Origin of the sequence: Vibrio sp. sp1 (genome assembly GCF_016920955.1) — a bacterium.
GTDB lineage: Bacteria > Pseudomonadota > Gammaproteobacteria > Enterobacterales > Vibrionaceae > Vibrio > Vibrio alginolyticus.
Genome location: NZ_CP060589.1, coordinates 2,234,780 through 2,254,249 on the forward strand (window position 1 = coordinate 2,234,780; position 19,470 = coordinate 2,254,249).

The 19,470-nt window shown below is 45.4% G+C and carries 16 protein-coding genes; 6 read left to right on the forward strand and 10 right to left on the reverse strand.

From position 1 onward, the window contains the following. Positions 1 to 49: 49 nt before the first annotated feature. The 4 genes from ppnN to queF all read right to left on the reverse strand — a co-directional run bounded on the left by ppnN (position 50) and on the right by queF (position 6,674). Complete coding sequence (ppnN, locus tag H9L11_RS10475; protein ID WP_005383611.1) at positions 50 to 1,426, reverse strand: nucleotide 5'-monophosphate nucleosidase PpnN; 1,377 nt, start codon at positions 1,424 to 1,426, stop codon at positions 50 to 52. 291 nt (positions 1,427 to 1,717) lie between these two features. After that, complete coding sequence (locus H9L11_RS10480; protein ID WP_033905849.1) at positions 1,718 to 3,283, reverse strand: GGDEF domain-containing protein; 1,566 nt, start codon at positions 3,281 to 3,283, stop codon at positions 1,718 to 1,720. A gap of 98 nt (positions 3,284 to 3,381) precedes the next feature. Then, a complete protein-coding gene (locus tag H9L11_RS10485; protein WP_017635678.1) occupies positions 3,382 to 5,664 on the reverse strand; it encodes a hypothetical protein in 2,283 nt (760 codons plus the stop codon). Between the two features lie 164 nt (positions 5,665 to 5,828). Next, entirely contained in the window at positions 5,829 to 6,674 is an 846-nt protein-coding gene (gene queF / locus H9L11_RS10490; protein ID WP_053306524.1) for an NADPH-dependent 7-cyano-7-deazaguanine reductase QueF, read from the reverse strand. Between the two features lie 108 nt (positions 6,675 to 6,782). Between queF and syd the strand changes: the two genes are divergently transcribed. Together syd and H9L11_RS10500 are read left to right on the forward strand one after the other, a co-directional pair. Next, the gene (syd, locus tag H9L11_RS10495; protein ID WP_205390746.1) at positions 6,783 to 7,328 is read left to right on the forward strand and encodes a SecY-interacting protein; all 546 of its coding nucleotides are present in this window, start codon (positions 6,783 to 6,785) and stop codon (positions 7,326 to 7,328) included. A gap of 2 nt (positions 7,329 to 7,330) precedes the next feature. Further along, entirely contained in the window at positions 7,331 to 8,107 is a 777-nt protein-coding gene (locus H9L11_RS10500; RefSeq protein ID WP_005383605.1) for a Zn-ribbon-containing protein, read from the forward strand. Between the two features lie 126 nt (positions 8,108 to 8,233). Here H9L11_RS10500 and H9L11_RS10505 read toward each other — a convergent pair whose 3' ends face one another. From H9L11_RS10505 to metN, 3 genes are read right to left on the reverse strand one after another with little or no spacing between them, the layout of a single operon-like run. Then, entirely contained in the window at positions 8,234 to 9,043 is an 810-nt protein-coding gene (locus H9L11_RS10505) for a MetQ/NlpA family lipoprotein (RefSeq protein WP_005381966.1), read from the reverse strand. Positions 9,044 to 9,075: 32 nt separating this feature from the next. Further along, the gene (locus H9L11_RS10510; RefSeq protein WP_005383604.1) at positions 9,076 to 9,753 is read right to left on the reverse strand and encodes a methionine ABC transporter permease; all 678 of its coding nucleotides are present in this window, start codon (positions 9,751 to 9,753) and stop codon (positions 9,076 to 9,078) included. Further along, positions 9,743 to 10,777, reverse strand: coding sequence for a methionine ABC transporter ATP-binding protein MetN (gene metN / locus H9L11_RS10515; RefSeq protein WP_053306522.1), 1,035 nt, complete (start codon positions 10,775 to 10,777; stop codon positions 9,743 to 9,745). Before metN ends, H9L11_RS10510 begins: the two co-directional genes overlap by 11 nt. Before the next feature lie 341 nt (positions 10,778 to 11,118). Here metN and gmhB point away from each other — a divergent pair, with 341 nt between their 5' ends. The 4 genes from gmhB (at position 11,119) to treC (ending at position 16,066) form a co-directional block, all read left to right on the forward strand. Then, positions 11,119 to 11,670 carry a D-glycero-beta-D-manno-heptose 1,7-bisphosphate 7-phosphatase gene (gene gmhB, locus H9L11_RS10520; RefSeq protein ID WP_005381961.1) on the forward strand — a complete coding sequence of 184 codons (552 nt, stop codon included), beginning with the start codon at positions 11,119 to 11,121 and terminating at the stop codon, positions 11,668 to 11,670. Positions 11,671 to 11,744: 74 nt separating this feature from the next. Continuing rightward, positions 11,745 to 12,692 carry a trehalose operon repressor TreR gene (gene treR, locus H9L11_RS10525; RefSeq protein WP_130545262.1) on the forward strand — a complete coding sequence of 316 codons (948 nt, stop codon included), beginning with the start codon at positions 11,745 to 11,747 and terminating at the stop codon, positions 12,690 to 12,692. Positions 12,693 to 12,868: 176 nt separating this feature from the next. Beyond that, positions 12,869 to 14,293 carry a PTS trehalose transporter subunit IIBC gene (gene treB / locus H9L11_RS10530; RefSeq protein WP_005383602.1) on the forward strand — a complete coding sequence of 475 codons (1,425 nt, stop codon included), beginning with the start codon at positions 12,869 to 12,871 and terminating at the stop codon, positions 14,291 to 14,293. 87 nt (positions 14,294 to 14,380) lie between these two features. Continuing rightward, a complete protein-coding gene (gene treC / locus H9L11_RS10535) occupies positions 14,381 to 16,066 on the forward strand; it encodes an alpha,alpha-phosphotrehalase (RefSeq protein WP_033905856.1) in 1,686 nt (561 codons plus the stop codon). Between the two features lie 103 nt (positions 16,067 to 16,169). Here treC and H9L11_RS10540 read toward each other — a convergent pair whose 3' ends face one another. The 3 genes from H9L11_RS10540 to H9L11_RS10550 form a co-directional block, all read right to left on the reverse strand. Further along, positions 16,170 to 17,069 (reverse strand): hypothetical protein, encoded by a 900-nt coding sequence (locus H9L11_RS10540; protein ID WP_033905857.1) that lies wholly within the window; start codon positions 17,067 to 17,069, stop codon positions 16,170 to 16,172. A gap of 131 nt (positions 17,070 to 17,200) precedes the next feature. Then, positions 17,201 to 18,721, reverse strand: coding sequence for a winged helix-turn-helix domain-containing protein (locus tag H9L11_RS10545; RefSeq protein WP_033905860.1), 1,521 nt, complete (start codon positions 18,719 to 18,721; stop codon positions 17,201 to 17,203). 90 nt (positions 18,722 to 18,811) lie between these two features. After that, entirely contained in the window at positions 18,812 to 19,414 is a 603-nt protein-coding gene (locus tag H9L11_RS10550) for a YitT family protein (RefSeq protein ID WP_205390747.1), read from the reverse strand. Positions 19,415 to 19,470: the final 56 nt, after the last annotated feature.

Consider the following 19,470-nt stretch of genomic DNA (forward strand, 5'->3'; position numbering starts at 1 on the left):
GCAATAAAAAAGGGGCGTAATGCCCCTAGTGTAACGAATGCTAGCCTGACTATCGACCACCAATTTCCGGGTGAGCGATTCGATAACACGGTTCGTAGTCTGAACCGCCAGGTAATTTCATTCGGTGCTGTTCGACAAAGTCTTTTAGCAACTTATCGAGTTTTTTCATGAGGACTGCGTCGCCATGAATGGTGAAAGGCCCTCTACGTTCTATTTCTCGAATGCCTTCAGCCTTTACGTTACCTGCCACTATGCCAGAGAAGGCTTGACGCAAGTTGGCCGCTAAAACTTGCGGTTCTTGATCTAGGCTTAAATCCAATTGTTCCATCGACTCATGAGTAGGCTCGAATGGCAGTTGGAAGTTTGGCTCAATTTTCAATGACCAGTTAAAGCTGTACGCATCGCCTTTCTCTTTTCGGTGAAGGCGTACCGAGTCCATGGAGCGTTTCATAATACGAGCGACTTCTGCCGGGTCGTCAATGATGATCTCGTAGTGCTTTTGCCCTTCCTCACCAAGTGTGTCGCGAATGAACTCATCAATAGAGCGGAAGTACTCTTCACTCTCTTTTGGTCCTGTTAATACGATAGGCATTGGTTGATCGGCGTTATCCGGGTGCATCATGATGCCAAGAATGTACAGTAGCTCTTCCGCTGTGCCCGGGCCTCCTGGGAAAATAACGATACCATGAGCCATACGGACGAAAGCTTCCAAGCGCTTTTCGATGTCGGGCATGATGACCAGTTCATTTACTATTGGGTTTGGTGGCTCGGCCGCAATAATCGAGGGTTCGGTTAAACCAAGATAACGTTGCTGAGTATAACGTTGCTTTGCGTGCCCAATTGCTGCACCTTTCATCGGCCCTTCCATTGCGCCAGGGCCGCAACCTGTACAGATGTTAAGTTCACGCAGGCCCAGTTCGTTACCCACTTCACGTGTGTACTGATACTCCACTCCATTGATAGAGTGACCACCCCAACATACGACAAGATTCGGTGCGATACCTGGAGTTAATGCTCTGGCATTACGAAGAATGCCGAACACGAGGTTCGTAATGTGAATTGGGTTAGTAAGGTTGAGCCGTTGGGCGTCTGCCAAATGCATGTTTACGTAAACGATATCACGCAATACGGAGAACAGATGCTCTTGGATACCTTTAATTATTTCGCCGTCAACAAAAGCGTGCTCTGGCGGATTAGTCAGCTCAAGCTTAATACCACGCTCACGACGCACGACGTTGACATCAAACGATTGGTATTTATCGAGCAGTTCTTTCGAGTTATCGGTATGGCTACCGGAGTTCAACACCGCTAATGTGCAATTACGGTACAGCTGATAAAGTTCACTCGAGGCTGTGTTCTTTAAGCGCTCTACTTCTAGTTGAGATAGCAAGTCCATGCTACCAGCGGGGCTTATATGGGTAATCATAACGCCTCCTTGTGTTGCATTAATTTGAGGGAAAGTACCAACTTACCTTTTTGGTGTTATACGTATGGTTTGATGAAAGGTAGTTGGCCGATTTGGTTTTATGGTTATCAACTCCCAAGCAACCTCAAGATGATACATTTGCCTTTTATAAATACATCATCTTGAAGTGACTTGGGTTTTTACAGCTTAGCAGACTAAAAGGGAAGAAATGTGATAACTCGTTGAAAATGGGTGGTTATAAAGCGCAGATTGCACCAAACTTGGTTTGTTTGCTCGCTTTTTGTACGAATCTTAGCTCCAGTTAAGCTGGTTTGTTCCACGTTTTTTAGCGTCCGCAAGCATCTTGCCAAGACGATCGAGCACATACTCTGGCGTATCGGACTCTTTGAAAGACGTCGATACAGCAGCTAAGGTAATCATGATATTTTGCTCACGGAACTTAAAGGGTAATTGGCTAATATCACGCTGGATATGCTTAATCAGATCCAGTGTGTATTCTTCAGATTGTTCCGGGACGAGTAGAATGAACTCCTCGCCACCAAAGCGAGCCACTGTTTCCGTTTCTGATACGCGCTTGTTAATAGTACGAGCGATAATCTTCAGCGCTTTATCGCCAGCCGTATAACCATAGCTATCATTCACCGCTTTGAAATTGTCTACATCAAACAGCACAACACGAAGGTTTTGCTGAGAGCGAATCCAACGGCGATACTCTAGCTCTAGTCGATCGTTAAATGCAGTGCGGTTATAAACTTTAGTCAGCGGGTCGAGCAACATACGCTGAGCTTGGTCATCTAAGCGTCGACGATAATCTTGCGTAGTTTCAAATACCGCTTCGAGTTGGTTCTTACTGTAACTTAACCGTTCTTGCAGCGCTTGCTCTCGCTCTTCCGTCATTTTCAGTCGCTCTGTCAGCGACGCCATTTTTTCGAGAAGAGGCGTGATTTCTTTTTTCACAACCGCGATATCTTGAGCTTGATTAAGTGACTTTTGGCTTAATTCAACCAAGCTGTTCATTTCTGTGTTGAGCTCTTGGCGGTGTTCAAAGTAGGTATGATGCTGGTCGACGTTCTGATGAACGGTTTTTAGGTTACTTGCGAGAGAAGTGTTCAGCTGATCAAGGAATTGGCTAGACGCCTCGCGCTCGAACTTTGTTGCTTCGACAACCAATTTCAGCGTTGAGAGCGTAAGCTCAATGAGAGACTCGGCACTCACGCCAAGGAGCAACTTAGCGCGAATATCCAGCAATCTATCGCCTGATTCTCCCTCGAAATCCAGCTCTGTAATAGTATGTTGGAGGTCGCTGGCTAAGCACTCAAGCTGAGATCTGTCGGGATTGTTTTCAAATTCACTAAGATGTAGACGTGAATTAGACGTGATGATTTTCAGAGCGCGTTCGTAAATACTCAGTAGCTTAGTGGCTTGATCAGCTTTATTGCTGGCGTGAACTTCAGAGAAACTCATCAGGTTCCGTAGTTCACGTTTTAACTGCGCAGGTAAGCCCGTGACACGTTGCAGTGTTTCACCACTGTGCTTGATTTGTTCGTTAAGGTAACCGTTCTGTTTATCCATCGTCTTCGACTGCTGTTTGAGCATCCTCTCTAATACCGCTAAACGCGGGATAAGAGTGCTGATATCTTTTTGATGTTGCAGCTCTTGTTGGATTTCAAATAGGTAGTTGGATACCTGAGTATTCGAACCCTGGCAAGCTGAAGACAATGATGCCACAACGCGTTTAAGAACTTGTTGTTCACGTTTGAATTTGAGTGAAGTATCACGATGAGTCAGTCTGAGTTGGTCAAGTTGACAACTCAGCTGATGCAGCTGCGACTGAATATCGGATTCCAAGATTCCCATGAAGTGACTACGGTTAAGTCCATGTACTACTGACAATTATCTGATAATAACAAAAAACTTTATAGCGTCATTAGTTATTACGTTCAACAGGCGTTTAATTATCCATTTTTTAATATTTTCTTGATGTCGTCCTCATTCTTGTAGGACGAATGGATCTTGATCAGGCCTTGGCTAATGGCATGTTGACAGGCAGTTCTTATGTTACCTGTTGCAAAGCTAGCAGCAGGCGCATTATCGATGGCTTTTAAGAACACCCAGTGGCTTTGCTTATCCTTCAAGCTGACTTCTCGTGCGATGTGAGTCGCAAGCAACAACAGATCGAGTAATTCCTCATCGTTAATTGCAGTGTAGGCTCGGGGTAAGAACGGATAATCACTGATGCCCATACGAATAATACGATTGACGTTGTGCTGCTGTGCGAACTCATCCACCCAAGTCTGGAATTTTTCGAACATGACTTCGGCAGAAGCATCACGGTCAGCGTTCGGTTCTATGTAGAGTAAGTTCGCATCTGAGAAATGGTAAAGACGCGACGGTTTTTCTATTTTTTCCGCAAGGAAGTCGCCAAATGCCCGTTCTAGTTCTAGACCTGCCTTATAGCCGTTATGGACGTACATGCTTCGTAAGAATGGCAAATCGATCATAACAAAGCGTAGGCGATCATTAAGTGGTTCGTGGATCAATTCACCCATTTGCCATTGCTCGAAAGTTTCGCTCGACTTTTTCAATGAGCGAGAAAGCTTAACATTCAGCATACGCAAGTTACGTAAACGAGAGCGAGAGTGGGTGAAGAGGTCGTTACGCAGTTTTTCGATTTCACTTGCTTGGCGCTGCATAATGACACCACGGCGCATAATGAACAAAAACATGACCAAGACAGTAATAAACAATGCAAATGAGATTTTCTGGAATTTACGATGCTCTCTTTCCACTTGCTCTAAGCGTTCTGATTGACCGATGTAATGGATGGTTTGTTCGGCAAATTCTTTTTGCTGACGGAACGCATCCTCACTGATTTGGTTAAGCTGCTTTTGTTCTAGACGAACGAGGTTGGTGTATTTTTTATAAGCTTGCAGAGAAAGTTTGTATTCGCCTGCCTGCTCGTAACCCAACCCAAGTAAACGGTATGACTGCTGCTTAATGAAGTTGTTATTTTCAGGTGACTTTTCAGCAAGCGCTAACGCCAGCTTTGCATTAGTAATGACGTCTTTACTGTCATTTTGATGATAAGCCAGACCTGACTGAAGCAGGGCAGCCTTTGCTTCAAGCTTAGGAATATTGGTGTATTCTAAAAGCTCTTTAGAGCGGTCTAAGTACTGCTCTGCTAGCGCGTAGTTATAGAGTTGTAGGTAGGTAGCCGCCAAGCTTAAGCGAATTTTAATGATTCTATTGATGTTCTTACTGGTACTTTCATGGTCAAGCACGTTGAAGTAATGCACTAACGCAAGGTTAAACTTACCCTGATAAAAGTAGATGTCGCCCATTTGCTCTAGGACGTCCGCTAGGATCGGAGAGCTAGGGTAGGAGTCATAAAAATCTGCGGCTTGGGATAAGTATTCGATCGCTTTGTCGTACACTCGTCGCTCCTGGAAGAGCCTAGCCAAAAGGCGATTCACTTTTGCTAATCTTGCACCACTGTTACTTTCAATAGATTGCCAATAACCGTATAGCAGTTCTGACAAAGCCAAATTGTACTTCTTGCTATTGAGGTAAAACTCGCCGACGGCAGTGTAGTAGTCGATCAAGGCTAACTCAGAGCGGCTATCGTCAAGCATGGTCTTTGCTTCAGAGTACAAGTTTTCCGCTTTAATGATATCGCCACTATGTGAAGCGAGGAGTGCTCTTTGCATCACTAGTCGGTAGCGAACGCTGTCGGTGCGTTGTAATACGGCATCGGCTTCATCGAGCTGTTGTTCAATTTGGTTAAGCGTGTCTTCCGCTTTTGAGTAGTTTTCGTCGTACATCCAAATCATTTGGTTGCGCATCAGCTGGAGATCTAAGTCCATGTACGGCAATTGATATTCTTGCGCTAAGCGTTCCGCTTTATTTAGGTGCTCGATAGCCGAACGAACATTACCCATGGCGTAATCTGCCTGAGCGATAATCTTGTGCGCTTCGATGGTGCTGCTTGGTGTGCGAACGCTACGATCTGTTTCGTCGCGAGACATGGCTGAAGGGCTGTCACTTTCTTTGCGTTCTGTTAGTTCACGCTGTGACAAATAGTTGGTTGCCGCTTGTTTTGCTTGTGATGGCTCTATTTCCGCCAATTGTTGTGCTTCGTTGAGTAACGCGGACGATAAAATGGTAGCATGAAGTGGCTGTACAAACAGCAAGCAAAGAAAGCCAATCAACTTGAATAGACGCGAACTGTCCCAAAACATCCTTTCGTTCCCTCGAACTGTTTTTAGATATGGCGATAACGGTGAAAAGCCTCAATTAGCCGTTTAAATACGGGTTGAAGCCATTTGATATAGTAACATGCTTGGACAATAAAAACGTCCGGCAACCCTTTAGATTGCCGAACTTATTTCTGTTGCCTATGCGCTTACTGACGAGCCATACGGTGATTGTGAGCTGGCTTATCTTGTTCCGTTGAGCGGTAAGGGTTGATATCCAAGCCTCCACGGCGCGTATAGCGGGCAAATACGGTCAGTTTGCTTGGTTGGCAGTATTTCATTAGATCCGTAAAAATACGCTCTACACACTGTTCGTGGAACTCATTGTGCTCGCGGAAAGACACTAAGTAACGTAACAGCTTCTCACGATCTATTTTTGCGCCTTGGTAGCGAATTTCTACACTGCCCCAGTCGGGTTGGTTAGTGATCAAACAGTTTGATTTCAATAGGTGGCTATGTAGCACCTCTTCAACTTGTATTTTACCTGCCGCACCTTCAAGCAAATCGGCATCAAAATCGTAACTGGTGATGTCAATGTCTTGGTCATCTACACATTCACCGTCCATTGTCACGATAGGTTGATTGGTATAGTGGGTCACTGGATTCACCTCAACCAGCACCTTTTCACCTGCGCATTCAGAAAGGTCTTGTGTTAAACGCTCAGTCACTTCTTCCCAGCTTGCAAAGCGGGTTTGGTTATAGCTGTTTAAGTACAGTTTGAAAGACTTCGATTCAATCAAGTTTGCGCTGGTGGCTGGAATGTATACTTCGCCAACGGCCACTTGTGGTAAACCTTTACTATTTAACCAAGACAGTTCGTACAGCGTCCAAATGTCGTGCCCCATGAAAGGCAGAGTATCGCCTAACTGGAGGTCATCTCGGTTCAGGCTGCGAGGGACTGGTTGCAGCAAGCTTGGGTCATACTGGTTCGCATACTCGGTCGTTTTACCTAGTGTTAAGCCAGCAAGCTCTTTAGCGTCAGAATATTTGCTCATACTTTGTGGTCGTTTTCGATTAGAATGGCGAGAATTTTACTGAATCCGCTGGTCAATTGCCATCCGGCAAGAACGGCTATCTGATAAATAAGGAATGAGGAGACCTTCATGACCCAAAACGTTACTCAGGCGCTACAAGAGTTCAGCCTGCGCTACCAACAAGCTTGGCAAGCTAAGCACAATGAGTTGCCAAGCAGTGAAGAGCTTGCAGAGCTTGTTTCTCCTTGTGTCGAAGAGAAGCGTGATGGAAAGGTGCTTTGGAAAGCGGTCGCACGTGATGAAATGGCCGATTTCAGCAATGTGGAAAATGCGATTGAGTTGTCACTGCAAGATGATGTTAAAGCCTTTTATGGTTCTCAATACTGCGCCGATATGGAGGCAACTTGGCAAGGTAATTCGTTGACGCTGCTGCAAGTCTGGAGCGATGACGATTTCGTGCGTCTACAAGAAAATATTCTTGGTCATTTGGTGACGCAGCGCCGCTTGAAACTTAAACCAACAGTATTTATCGCAGCGACAGATGAGGAAATGGATGTGATTTCTATTTGTAACCTCACTGGCAATGTGATTCTAGAGCGTTTGGGCACCTCTAAACGTGATGTATTGGCAGATTCATTGGTTGAGTTCTTGAATAAGTTAGAGGCTGCCGTCTAAGTATGTATGTTGTTGAGTTGCAGTTTGAGTGTTTTGATAACACCACCGTCAGCGCGGTAGACAAAGCCATTAATGGCTTGATGGATGCACTACGTTACAACGGCCAAGTATTAGGTCGTGAATTCCCAATAGTGATGGGAGAAGGTGAATTTTTCGTTCGTGTTGTTTGCCCAGAACAAGACAGCTTGCATCCACGTTATCACTCAGATTTCGTCAAAGTGTGCATGAACCGTTTGTCGGATGCGTCTTTGCTTGCACCGAAAATGCGTATGCTGGGGCGTGATTTGAATTCAGAACAAGCAGCCGAAGAAGAGACACCTAGCTGGCAAGTGTTGTACACGACTTATGTTCATACGTGTTCGCCTTTGCGAAGTGGTGAAACCCTGTTGCCAATTCCTTTGTATCGTAATGAGCCAACACTTAATGGAGACCATAAAGCCGTCATTAAGTGGCAGACTGAGTGGCAAGCGTGTGATGAAATCCAAATGGCAGGGGGCTGCCGAGCGGAACATGCGGCGCTGCACGAAATTTGCGATGTGGATAGTGTGCTGTTTCGCCGAGGTTGGGACTTACGTGGCCGTATCGAATACATCACGAAGATCCCTACGTACTATTACCAGTATCGTGTCGGTGGTCAGTCGCTGGAGAGCGAGAAAGCGCGCAAGTGTCCAAAATGCGATGGCGAGTGGCTACTCGATGAGCCACTACATGACATATTTCATTTTAAGTGTGATGACTGCCGAATCGTGTCGAATATCTCTTGGGACCACCTTAAGTAGCGAATTGAAGCTACTTAAATGGTTAGATAGAGAAATAAAAAGGGCTGATGTTTTTACATCAGCCCTTTTAGGTTTAGAACGTTTACGTTTGGAACGTTGTTTTCGGTCATGTTTTGAAAAGTGGGATTACCAACCTTTCACAACACCACCTTTGAACAGCTCTTTTGCCGCTTCGTAAACTTCTTCCGTTTGGTAAGCTTTTACGAAGTTTTGTACGTTTTGCGCATTAACATTTTCTTCGCGAGCGACAATTAGGTTTACGTATGGTGAGTCTTTATCTTCAACGAACACGCCGTCACGCTCTGGCGATAGGTCGATAGAGCTTGCGTAAGTGGTGTTGATGATAGATAGCGTTACGTCATCCAGTGAACGTGGAAGCTGTGGGGCTTCTAGTTCAATGATTTCGATATTTTTAGGGTTGCCTACGATGTCACGTACTGTAGCGAGTAGACCAACGCCATCACGTAGCGTAATCAAACCTTGTTGCTCAAGAAGCAGTAGTGAGCGACCTAGGTTAGTTGGGTCGTTTGGTACTGCGATGCGTGCGCCATCTTGAATTTCATCAATTGATTTTACTTGCTTTGAGTAACCAGCAATAGGGTAAACGAATGAGTTACCCGCGATAGCCAGTTTGTAGCCGCGGTCTTTCACTTGTTGGTCTAGGTATGGTTTGTGCTGGAACGCATTCGCGTCTACTGAACCATCATCCAGAGCGGCGTTTGGTGTTACGTAATCGGTAAATGTTACTAGCTCAACGTCTAGGTTGTATTTCTCTTTTGCTACTTTAGCGGCAACTTCGGCTACTTGTGCTTCAGCACCAGCAATAACGCCAACTTTTACTTTGTTTACGTCTACTTCTTTGTCGCCGCAACCCGCTAGAGCAAGAGCAGAGGCGGCCGTTGCTACAGTCAAAAGACCTTTAAGGCTAAATTTCATCTTTATCTCCTTATAATTTGTATTTTTGATGCTTATCTGTGGTCTACACGGCGCACCACTGCGTCGCCGATAGACTGAATAATCTGTACTAGAACAATCAACATCACGACAGTCACGGCCATGATAGTTACATCGTAGCGGTGGAAACCGTAACGAATGGCTACGTCACCTAGGCCGCCGCCGCCTACCGTACCCGCCATAGCAGAGTAGCTAACGAGAGTGACCAAGGTAATCGTTACTGAGTTAACAATAGTCGGCATTGCTTCAGGTAGTAGAACTTTTGTGATGATCTGTGTTGGTGTCGCCCCCATTGACTGCGCTGCTTCCACCAAGCCTGTCGGTACTTCTAATAAAGCACCTTCAATAAGACGAGCGACAAAAGGAATGGCGCCAATAGTCAGTGGGACGATTGCTGCGGTTGTACCGATAAAGGTTCCAACCAGCATTTTTGTCACTGGAATAATCGCAACCATCAGTACGAGGAATGGCACAGAACGACCAATGTTAACGATAGCGCCTAAGCCGCTATTTAGTTTGGTGTTTTCAAGTAGGCCGCCTTTCTTAGTAATATGGAGGATTACGCCTAATGGAATACCCACAGCAAAGCCGACTAATCCGGCAACCGCAACCATGTAAAGCGTTTCCCACGTTGCACCTAAAAGTAGTTTGCTGTTTAAACTCAGCCATTCAGAAATCGTATTAAAGGACATAACCAAGTACCTCTACTTTTACGTTGTGCTTACGCAGGTATTCAAGAGCTGCGTTGTCATCTTCTTCGTTACCAAATAGCTCTGCGACCATCATGCCGAATTTCACGCCACCAGCGTAATCAAGGTCGGAACTCAAAATACTCACATCAATATTGTATTTACGAGAAATTTGCGACATTAACGGTGCATCGACGGTTGCGCCAGTAAACTCTAAGCGAACCAACGGGTAGCTGCCATCAACACGCTCTGCTTGCAGACGAGCTTGGTAATCTTCAGGAATGGAAAGATCCAGCGTTGAGCGAATGAATTGGTGTGCCAGCTCTGTCTTAGGGTGCGCAAAAATATCGCCAACGGTGCCTTTTTCCACCAGCTCACCACCACCGATGATTGCTACTTCGTGACAGATGCTTTTTACGACTTCCATTTCGTGAGTGATAAGTAAAATCGTGATGTTGAGTTTGCGGTTGATCTCTTTCAATAACTCAAGGATAGATTGAGTTGTTGCTGGATCTAGTGCACTAGTGGCCTCATCACAAAGCAGCACGCTAGGATCGGATGCCAATGCACGAGCAATTGCCACACGCTGTTTTTGTCCGCCACTTAAGTTAGATGGGTAGCTCTCGTGTTTGTCGGCTAAGCCTACAAGCTTTAGCAACTCAGTTACTTTTGCTGTGATTTGCGATTTGTCTTTACCTGCCAGTTCTAGTGGCAGTGCTACATTATCAAACACAGTACGAGACGAAAGCAGGTTAAAGTGCTGGAAGATCATGCCAATGTTACGGCGTGTTTCGACTAGTTGTTTTTTGCTGAGTTTGGTTAGATCCACACCATCAACGATGATGGAACCAGAGGTCGGCGCTTCTAACATGTTGACACAGCGGATCAGCGTACTTTTACCAGCACCTGATGAACCGATAACACCAAAGATGGTGCCTTTGTCGATGTGTAGGTTAATGTCTTTCAGGGCAAGGATTTCCTTACTGCCTTGGTAGAACACTTTATTGACGTTTTTTATTTCTATCATGTTTCAACCTGCCCAAAGATACGGGGAACTTCGCTGTCAAAAACGGCCTTTGACAGAACTTAATGTTGAGCTTTATCTCAATTTTCAGTTGATGCTATGGGTTAAGCAGAATGAAGTCAATAGATATTTTTACGTCTAGACGTCTAAATGTATGGATGTTCTGTTTTGAAACGAAGATGTATAGATAACAAGCGGGAGGTAGACGGCGGGGCACCCTCAGATTTACCGATTCTTGCCCAACAAATCAACCGTTTTGTCGAGGCCTAGAATGAATTAGATAGTGTTGAAGTTTATAAGGTATGTAATAATCTGATTAAACCGAGTTAATAGAGAAATACGTTTTGGCAAAACCTGCTGTTTTTATCGATCGTGATGGCGTGATAAACGTTGACCACGGCTACGTTCATGACGAACATGATTTTGAGTACATTGATGGTGTATTTGAAGCGACGAAAGCGCTAAAAGATAAAGGCTACCTTCTAGTGTTAGTGACGAATCAATCGGGCATCGCACGCGGTAAATTCAGTGAAGACCGTTTCTTGTCTCTGACTCAATGGATGGATTGGAACTTTGCTGATAATGGTGTTGAGTTCGATGGTATCTATTACTGTCCACATCATCCAGAACATGGCATTGGCGAGTACAAGCAAGATTGTGAGTGCCGTAAGCCAAAACCAGGCATGTTCATTTCTGCGCGTGACTTCTTGAAGATCGACATGGAGAAATCTGTGATGATCGGCGATAAAGCTGAAGACATGATGGCAGCAGAAGCGGCAGGCGTTGGCACTAAGATTTTGGTTCGCACTGGTAAGCCAGTAACGGAACAGGGCGAAGCCATTGCAACGGTAGTATTAGATAGCATTGCAGATGTGCCAGCGTACTTAAACAAGTAATCTTCATTACTGACTGAGATAAGGGAAGCCACTGCTTCCCTTTTGTTTGATTCCTTCTTTTAATCTGAACACTTATGAGCAAAAAACTCACCATTCTTGATATCGCAAAATTGGCAGGCGTGGGCAAATCGACAGTAAGCCGTGTGCTTACTAACGATCCAAAAGTGAAACCCCAAACGCGAGAGAAGGTTGAGCAAATCATTCGTGAATCTGGTTATGTGCCGTCCAAATCTGCGCAATCAATGCGTGGCGGCAGCCAAAAAGTTATTGGGGTTATCATCTCCCGTTTAGATTCACCATCAGAAAATCGCGCCGTTGGTACAATGCTCAATGCTTTGTATTCCGCTGGTTATGATGCGGTGATCATGGAGAGCCAATTCGATCGCGATAAAACCAATGAACATTTGGATGTGCTTAAACGTCGCAACGTCGATGGGGTGATCGTGTTTGGCTTTACTGGATGTGATGAGCGAGCATTGGCGGAGTGGGGGAATCGTATCGTCGTGATCGCGATGGACACGCAAATGGTTTCCTCGATCAACTACGATAACCAAGGTGTGATAGACATGGCTTTGTCTCACCTTGAGCAGCAATCTTTATCTCGCATTGCTTATATTGGTGTTGACCCTGAAGACAAAACCACTGGCTTAGCTCGTCTAAATGCTTATAAAGCTTGGTGTCAACGCAAACAAATTACACCTTGTTTCCAGACGGGTAAGTTGAGCCATGAAAGTGCTTATCAGTTGGTAGACAAAGTCCTTCAATCTGACACTCAGGCCATCGTGTGCGCCAGTGACACCATCGCGTTGGGCGTGATTAAGCGTCTTCAAGAGTTAGGACGTGAAGACGTGGTTGTGACAGGTGTTGGAGGTAATGAATTGCTCTCTTTCCTTTTCCCTAAAGTATTTAGTGTCGACCCAGGTTATACCCTTGCAGGTGAGAAGTCCGCTAACATGCTGATCAATCAATTAAATGGCGATGAGGAAGTGGTTCACTTTACTCAACAGCCTATCGTTTGTTAATCCACACTAAAACGATCTGCTCTAAAATTATACTGTGATCATTCTCAATTAATGGGACTGTTCCCATTTTGTTTTTTGTCTTCGAATGGCAATATTAAAATTAAGAAATGGGAATGTTCCCATTTATAAAAACAAAATGATGAATCGAATGTATCCAATACAGGGTGGACAAAGTTATGAGTAAGATTGCGCGTAAAGACGTGGAGCGTCTTATTGAGCTGGTCGGGGGGCCGGACAATATTGCCAGTGTAAGTCACTGTTTAACTCGCTTGCGTTTTGTTCTAAATGATACGGACAAAGCAGATACGAAACAGTTAGAAACATTACCGATGGTGAAGGGCTGTTTTACCAACGCAGGCCAGTTCCAAGTGGTTATCGGTACTGAAGTGGATGAAGTTTACAAGGTACTGATCGGACTGACGGGTAAAAGTGAAGCCAGCAAAGACGAAGCGAAGAACGCTGCTCGTCAAAACATGAATATCGTTGAGCGTGGTATTTCCCACCTTGCAGAAATCTTTGTACCACTGCTACCAGCGATCATCACCGGTGGTCTGATCCTTGGTTTCCGTAACGTGATTGGCGACATCAAGATGTTTGATGGTCAAACGCTAACGGAAATCAGCCAGTTTTGGGCAACTGTACACTCTTTCTTATGGCTGATTGGTGAGGCGATCTTCTTCTTCCTACCAGTTGGCGTGTGTTGGTCGACAGTGAAAAAGCTCGGCGGTACTCCGATTCTGGGTATCACGCTTGGTGTAACATTGGTTTCGCCGCAGTTGATGAACGCCTACCTGATTGGTAAGCAAGTACCCGAAGTGTGGGATTTTGGCTTATTCGCCATCGAAAAAGTGGGCTATCAGGCGCAAGTGATTCCAGCAATGCTTGCTGGTATGGCTCTGGCGTTTATTGAAACCAACTTAAAACGCATCATTCCGTCTTACCTTTACCTAGTGGTCGTGCCGTTTGTCTCTATCATCGTGTCTGTGATTCTTGCGCACTCTATCATTGGCCCATTCGGTCGTATGTTGGGTGATGGTGTTGCTTTCGCAGCAAAAGCAGCCATGACAGGTGACTTCGCAATGATTGGCTCAACCATCTTCGGCTTCCTATACGCGCCATTGGTTATTACTGGTATTCACCACACCACCAACGCGGTTGACCTTCAATTAATGCAAGAGCTAGGCGGCACGCCAATTTGGCCTCTGATTGCGCTTTCAAATATTGCTCAAGCGTCTGCGGTCGTCGGCATCATTATCATCAGTAAAAAACATGGCGAGCGTGATATCTCAGTACCTGCGGCTATCTCTGCTTACCTTGGTGTGACCGAGCCGGCGATGTACGGCATCAACTTGAAATACAAGTTCCCAATGCTGAGCGCGATGATCGGTAGTGCGTGTGCTGCTGCTATTTGTGGTAGTGCGGGCGTAATGGCGAACGGTATCGGTGTGGGCGGTTTGCCGGGCATCTTGTCTATCCAACCGCAGTTCTGGGGCATTTTTGCTTTGGCTATGTTAGTCGCAATGCTGGTACCTGCTGCATTAACGTTAATTCTTTATAAGCGTGCACAAGCCAAAGGTGAGCTTGAGCCTGCAAACGCGTAATTCTATTTGAGGCAGTGACTTGGCTGCCTCCTCCTATTTTTCTTTTCAAATTTTAAGTTTCCGATTACTGGTAAGTGAGTGTTAGAAATGGCTATGACCAAGCATGATGAGAGCTGGTGGAAAACCGCAACCATCTATCAAATTTACCCAAAAAGCTTTTGTGACAGTGGCAGTAAAGGCACGGGCGACATCAAAGGGATCATTTCTAAGCTGGATTATCTTAAGCATCTTGGTGTGGATGCGATTTGGCTGACGCCGGTTTACCAATCGCCAATGATCGACAACGGTTATGACATCTCCGATTACTACTCGATCAATCCACAGTTCGGCACTATGGAAGATTTCGATACTTTGCTAGCAGAAGCGCATCAGTTGGGCATTCGTATCATCATGGACATTGTAGTGAACCACACGTCGACAGAACACAAGTGGTTCCAATCCGCACTGGGTGATAAAAACAGCCCATACCGTGATTACTACATCTGGAAAGATCCGGTAGATGGTGCTGAACCAAACAACTGGCAATCAAAGTTTGGTGGCAACGCTTGGGCGCTGGATGAAAAAACAGGCCAGTACTATTTGCACCTTTTTGCTAAAGAGCAAGCGGACTTAAACTGGGAAAACCCAGTAGTGCGTGAAGAAGTGAAAGAAGTCATCAGCTTCTGGGCAGAAAAAGGAGTGGATGGTTTCCGTCTCGACGTTATCAACCTGATTTCCAAGCAGCAAGATTTTCCAAGTGATGATATTGGTGATGGTCGCCGCTTCTACACCGACGGCCCACGCGTGCACGAATACCTTCAAGAGATTAGCGAATCTGTGTTTCAAAAATACGGCAGCGTGACGGTGGGTGAAATGTCTTCCACCACACTAGAGCACTGCCAGCAATATTCTTCGCTAGACGGCAAAGAGCTATCCATGGTGTTCAACTTCCATCATCTGAAAGTCGATTATCCAAATGGTGAAAAATGGACCAAAGCGCCGTTTGATTTCATTCAGTTAAAACAGATCTTCAATCATTGGCAAACGGGCTTAAATGGCAAAGGGTGGGGGGCGCTGTTCTGGTGTAACCACGACCAGCCACGCGTTGTGAGCCGATTAGGTAACGACGAGCAATACCGTGTTGAATCTGCCAAGATGCTTGCGGCATCAGTGCACATGATGCAAGGCACACCTTATGTTTACCAGGGGGAAGAGATCGGCATGACCAACCCGGGTTATACCGAAATCAGCCAATATCGTGATGTTGAAAGTACTAACATGTACGACATCATGGTCAACCGTGATGGTGTATCTCATGACGATATGATGGCGATCTTGGCACAGAAGTCGCGTGATAACTCACGTACACCAATGCAATGGAACAGTGCAAAACACGCGGGCTTTACTGAGGGCACGCCGTGGCTTGAAGTGGCGCAGAATTACTCGGAAATCAATGCTGAAGCTGCGGTTGCCGATTTGAACTCGGTGTTCTACTTTTACAAGCGTCTGATTGAACTGCGTAAACAGGTTCCAGTCATCACCGATGGCCGTTACGAGGACCTGCTGCCAGAGCACAAACGTATTTTCGCTTACGCTCGTCAGAACGATAAGCAAACGCTGCTGTGTATCAATAACTACTACGCTGAAGAGGTGGAATGCGTTCTGCCAGAACGTTTTGATATGAGTAAGGCGAAAAACTTGCTATCTAACTATCAAAACTCAGCGAGCGCAGTCGCGTCAAACCATCAAGTGTTACGACCTTACGAAACTCGTATTTTATTGATAGAAGAATAAACTCGGGTGTCATCACCCCTAAGATTGATGTTCGAGATGAAGGCTTTGGTGTGCTCCCCAAAGCCTTTTTTATTGAGATGCGAGATACTTGTGGAGTACAGGCTTATTTTGTTTCAATTGCTGTTAGCTGCACTTTCTCTTCGTTGATTTGTACTTGTTGTACTTTCAGCAGTTCAATTTGTTCAATCAGACCTAAGCTCGGGTTAAACCAACGTTCTGCCGAAGTGGCGAACTCCATTGAGTCCATGTCATCACAGTTCAGGTTGTAGATGTTTTCTTCCATCAGGTATGCCGCTTCAATTTTCTTGCCTGAGATCGAGAACGCTTTACGCACGCCAGTCTCTCGGATTTGCTGTTGCCAAACCACTTGGCAAGATGCTGTCATAGGAAGGTTTTGTACCCACTCATGCTCTTCAAAACGGTCTAGTAGGTTGTGAACTGAGTAGCCTGTAAGAGTGGTTTGCAGAGATATAGTTTCTTCACCGATGTCAATATTCGGGCTTTTCTCTTTTACGTCGTCACCGTTTAGGCGGAAAATCGGACCGCTGCGCATAAGCATGGCAATAAACTGATGACCAATGAAATAAGCGTCAGTGATTTCATGGAGTGCACCATCTGATCCTGCAAAGTAAAGCGTATTGCTCTCTTCGTCGTCGTTGTACTGCTCGTCTGAATAGTAGAACTGTTCGGCGCCGTAGTTCACCAAGTCATTAACCAACTGGACCATTGCCTCGCTGTTTGGGATTTGTGCCAATGCTGCCAATATTTGCTCGCGACCCATCGCTTGGAAGCTCAGTTTTATGTCGCCTTCTGGTTGGCCATCCAAGCTAAATGCGTAGTTTAGCTGTGTGCTTGGCGTGGGAGCGAAGATTGAGTTGTGAATCGAGACGTCGAAACTTTCTTGAGGCACTTTGTTTGGATTCGCACTGCCAGAAGACGAACCTCCGCCACAGCCGTAAAGAGCCAGAGTTGCTGCTGCGATAAGCGTCATTTTGTTTAGCATGGTTTACATTCCTGATTGATAAGGCCGCTTCATGTTGGGCCGTTGCTTGAATGCGAGCATGCTAAGTTCAGTGAGAGAAAAAGGGCAAAAAACAAAAGATAATAGGGGTTAATGAAAGCTTAATTTTATATTTAGGTCTTTGTTTTATTTGGGGTTATTTCGTTGGCTACGTTAATGCAATACTCGTTAATGAGCGCTTTCCATCGGCTTATGATTTCTTGATCGGTCACACTAACATGCAACGTTTTCCACGGTTGGAGGCAAGTCTCTTTTGATTCAGATTGAGAAAGACGCTCAAACAAGGTTTCGGAAGGTAAAACGCGCAGCAGCGCCACCAGTGATTCCATGTAGTTGAGACGGAACTGTTCAAGTTTGTTCTGCTTGTAAGCAATGTGAGACACAAAGGTATAAATCAGTGCGTTTTGGATACGTGAGTCGCCATCTGGTGTCGTTAACAGAGCTTTTGCCCTGTCTAAGTTACCTAATTTGAAATGCAATAGACCTAACCAGAGGCTCAGCTCATCTGGCAAAACATCAAACGACGATTGTACTTGAGTTAAATACGCTTCCAGCTTTTGATGTTCGTGCTCGTATAAGGCGAGATGTCTTGCCGTTGTTATAGCCGCAAACTCATCAGATTGTCGGAGAGGTTGGCTAGAAAAGGCATTCTCGAATAACATTTTTTTGTGAATATTCGAAAGCTGCCACGAACTTGCCGAAGGTGCAGGCAGATTGAAGTATTGCGCGACATCCGAGTGCATTTGGAAAATATCCGATTGTAAGGCAGATAAACGCAGTGTGTACTCATTGCGAAACGCCAGCTTGCCCGTCGCAGGATAAATAAGGTTCATCTGCGCTTTCAAGATGCCCTGTTTTGTGCCGTCTTTTAACTCGATATTGAGCTCGTAGTCGCTGGTCTGCATGTTTCGTGCGCCAGGGAAATATGGCGTATGACCGATAGGATCAAGAAAGTAACTGGGAGCATCTTGGTTGGCGATGTCGGTGTATGGATATTCGACCTGTTGTTGCAGCAAGATGGCTTTGACCAGTATGCGGTATTTTCGCGCCTGGGAGCCGATTGAATCGACACGGTTGAGTAGTAGCTCGACTTTGGGAATCAGTAGTTGATGACGTGTTTGTTGTGTTGAGATTTCTTGGCGTTGCCATAACAAGCTTGCGAGTGTCATGCTACATACCGCAAGTATGGCACATAAGCTGTAAGCAAAAATCAGCTTGAAGTTCTTATTACTCGCCACCTGGGTTGAGATAACGCGCCGATGGTTTTTCGCTGGTGGCACTAAACGAATATTGGCAGGGTTAAGAAAGTAGCCTTTGCGGGGGTAAGTGACCAAGAGCTTAGCGGCATCGTATTCGGGTAAGTACTGCTGTAGCAGGGCACGTAAGGTGCTAATGCGGTTCGTGAGCACATTCTTAGAGATGAACTTGCTCTGCCAAATGGTTTCAATAATGGTGTCAGCAGAGAGTGGGTGGCCAACGCTTGTTAACAGCAGTTCTAATAATTCAATGGTGCGAGGTTCAAGATCAATCGCGATAGCATCTTGATGAAGGGTCTGTGTCTTCGGGTTATAGATCAGCTCTCCAATCGCAATACAACTGTGAGTCTGTTTAGCTTGTTGCAGAAAGTCGCGCATACCGTACCGATCTATTTGGAAATCGCGAAGTATTATATAGCGATTGGAGCGCGAAATCTTATAAATCGCGCTTCAATCATTATCAAAAATTTATGAACCGTAGGTCACGGAATAGCGGTGCGGTTTGTGGTTCATCGCTAACACGAGATTGAGTGCAAACGCCCCCAAAATTGAAAGGCCAATCACTTCTGGTGTGACAAAGAAGAATGAAGCAAACAGGATACATGCATCGATTGCCATTTGGCTTTTGCCAACTGAAATGCCAAATTTGTCTTGGATAAACAAACACAGCACGTTAAAGCCACCCAAGCTGGAGCGATGTCGGAATAGGATCAGCATACCGAGCCCCATTAAAAGTCCGCCTGCGACGGCGCAATAAACTTCATTTATCGATTCGAGCGAGATTAGCAAATAAAGATGATCGGCAAAGATAGAAACCAACGCGCCAGAAATGGCACTATTAATGGCGAAATGACGGCCGAAGCGTTTCCATGCTAGTAAGTAAAAAGGACTGTTTGCTAAAAAGTACAGCACACCAAAGGTAAAAGGTGTAAATTGGCTAATAAGCAGAGCCAATCCAGTCGTGCCTCCCGTTAGAAGGTTCGCGGATTGGAGAAAGAAAACGCCTTGAGCTACTAAAAAGGTACCCGTGAGAATCGCTATCCAGTCTTCTTTTAATGAGTGTTTTTCCATCAATGTTGCAGTCATTAGTGATAAATAAGGCGTGCATAGTAGTAAAAAGATGATCT

Coding starts and splice junctions, on each gene's coding strand:
- treC (WP_033905856.1), top strand. CDS start 14,381: ATGGCTATGACCAAGCATGATGAGAGCTGGTGGAAAACCGCAACCATC.
- H9L11_RS10550 (WP_205390747.1), bottom strand. CDS start 19,414: ATGGAAAAACACTCATTAAAAGAAGACTGGATAGCGATTCTCACGGGT.
- metN (WP_053306522.1), bottom strand. CDS start 10,777: ATGATAGAAATAAAAAACGTCAATAAAGTGTTCTACCAAGGCAGTAAG.
- H9L11_RS10480 (WP_033905849.1), bottom strand. CDS start 3,283: ATGGGAATCTTGGAATCCGATATTCAGTCGCAGCTGCATCAGCTGAGT.
- ppnN (WP_005383611.1), bottom strand. CDS start 1,426: ATGATTACCCATATAAGCCCCGCTGGTAGCATGGACTTGCTATCTCAA.
- H9L11_RS10500 (WP_005383605.1), top strand. CDS start 7,331: ATGTATGTTGTTGAGTTGCAGTTTGAGTGTTTTGATAACACCACCGTC.
- queF (WP_053306524.1), bottom strand. CDS start 6,674: ATGAGCAAATATTCTGACGCTAAAGAGCTTGCTGGCTTAACACTAGGT.
- treR (WP_130545262.1), top strand. CDS start 11,745: ATGAGCAAAAAACTCACCATTCTTGATATCGCAAAATTGGCAGGCGTG.
- H9L11_RS10545 (WP_033905860.1), bottom strand. CDS start 18,721: ATGCGCGACTTTCTGCAACAAGCTAAACAGACTCACAGTTGTATTGCG.
- H9L11_RS10510 (WP_005383604.1), bottom strand. CDS start 9,753: ATGTCCTTTAATACGATTTCTGAATGGCTGAGTTTAAACAGCAAACTA.
- H9L11_RS10485 (WP_017635678.1), bottom strand. CDS start 5,664: ATGTTTTGGGACAGTTCGCGTCTATTCAAGTTGATTGGCTTTCTTTGC.
- H9L11_RS10540 (WP_033905857.1), bottom strand. CDS start 17,069: ATGCTAAACAAAATGACGCTTATCGCAGCAGCAACTCTGGCTCTTTAC.
- syd (WP_205390746.1), top strand. CDS start 6,783: ATGACCCAAAACGTTACTCAGGCGCTACAAGAGTTCAGCCTGCGCTAC.
- treB (WP_005383602.1), top strand. CDS start 12,869: ATGAGTAAGATTGCGCGTAAAGACGTGGAGCGTCTTATTGAGCTGGTC.
- H9L11_RS10505 (WP_005381966.1), bottom strand. CDS start 9,043: ATGAAATTTAGCCTTAAAGGTCTTTTGACTGTAGCAACGGCCGCCTCT.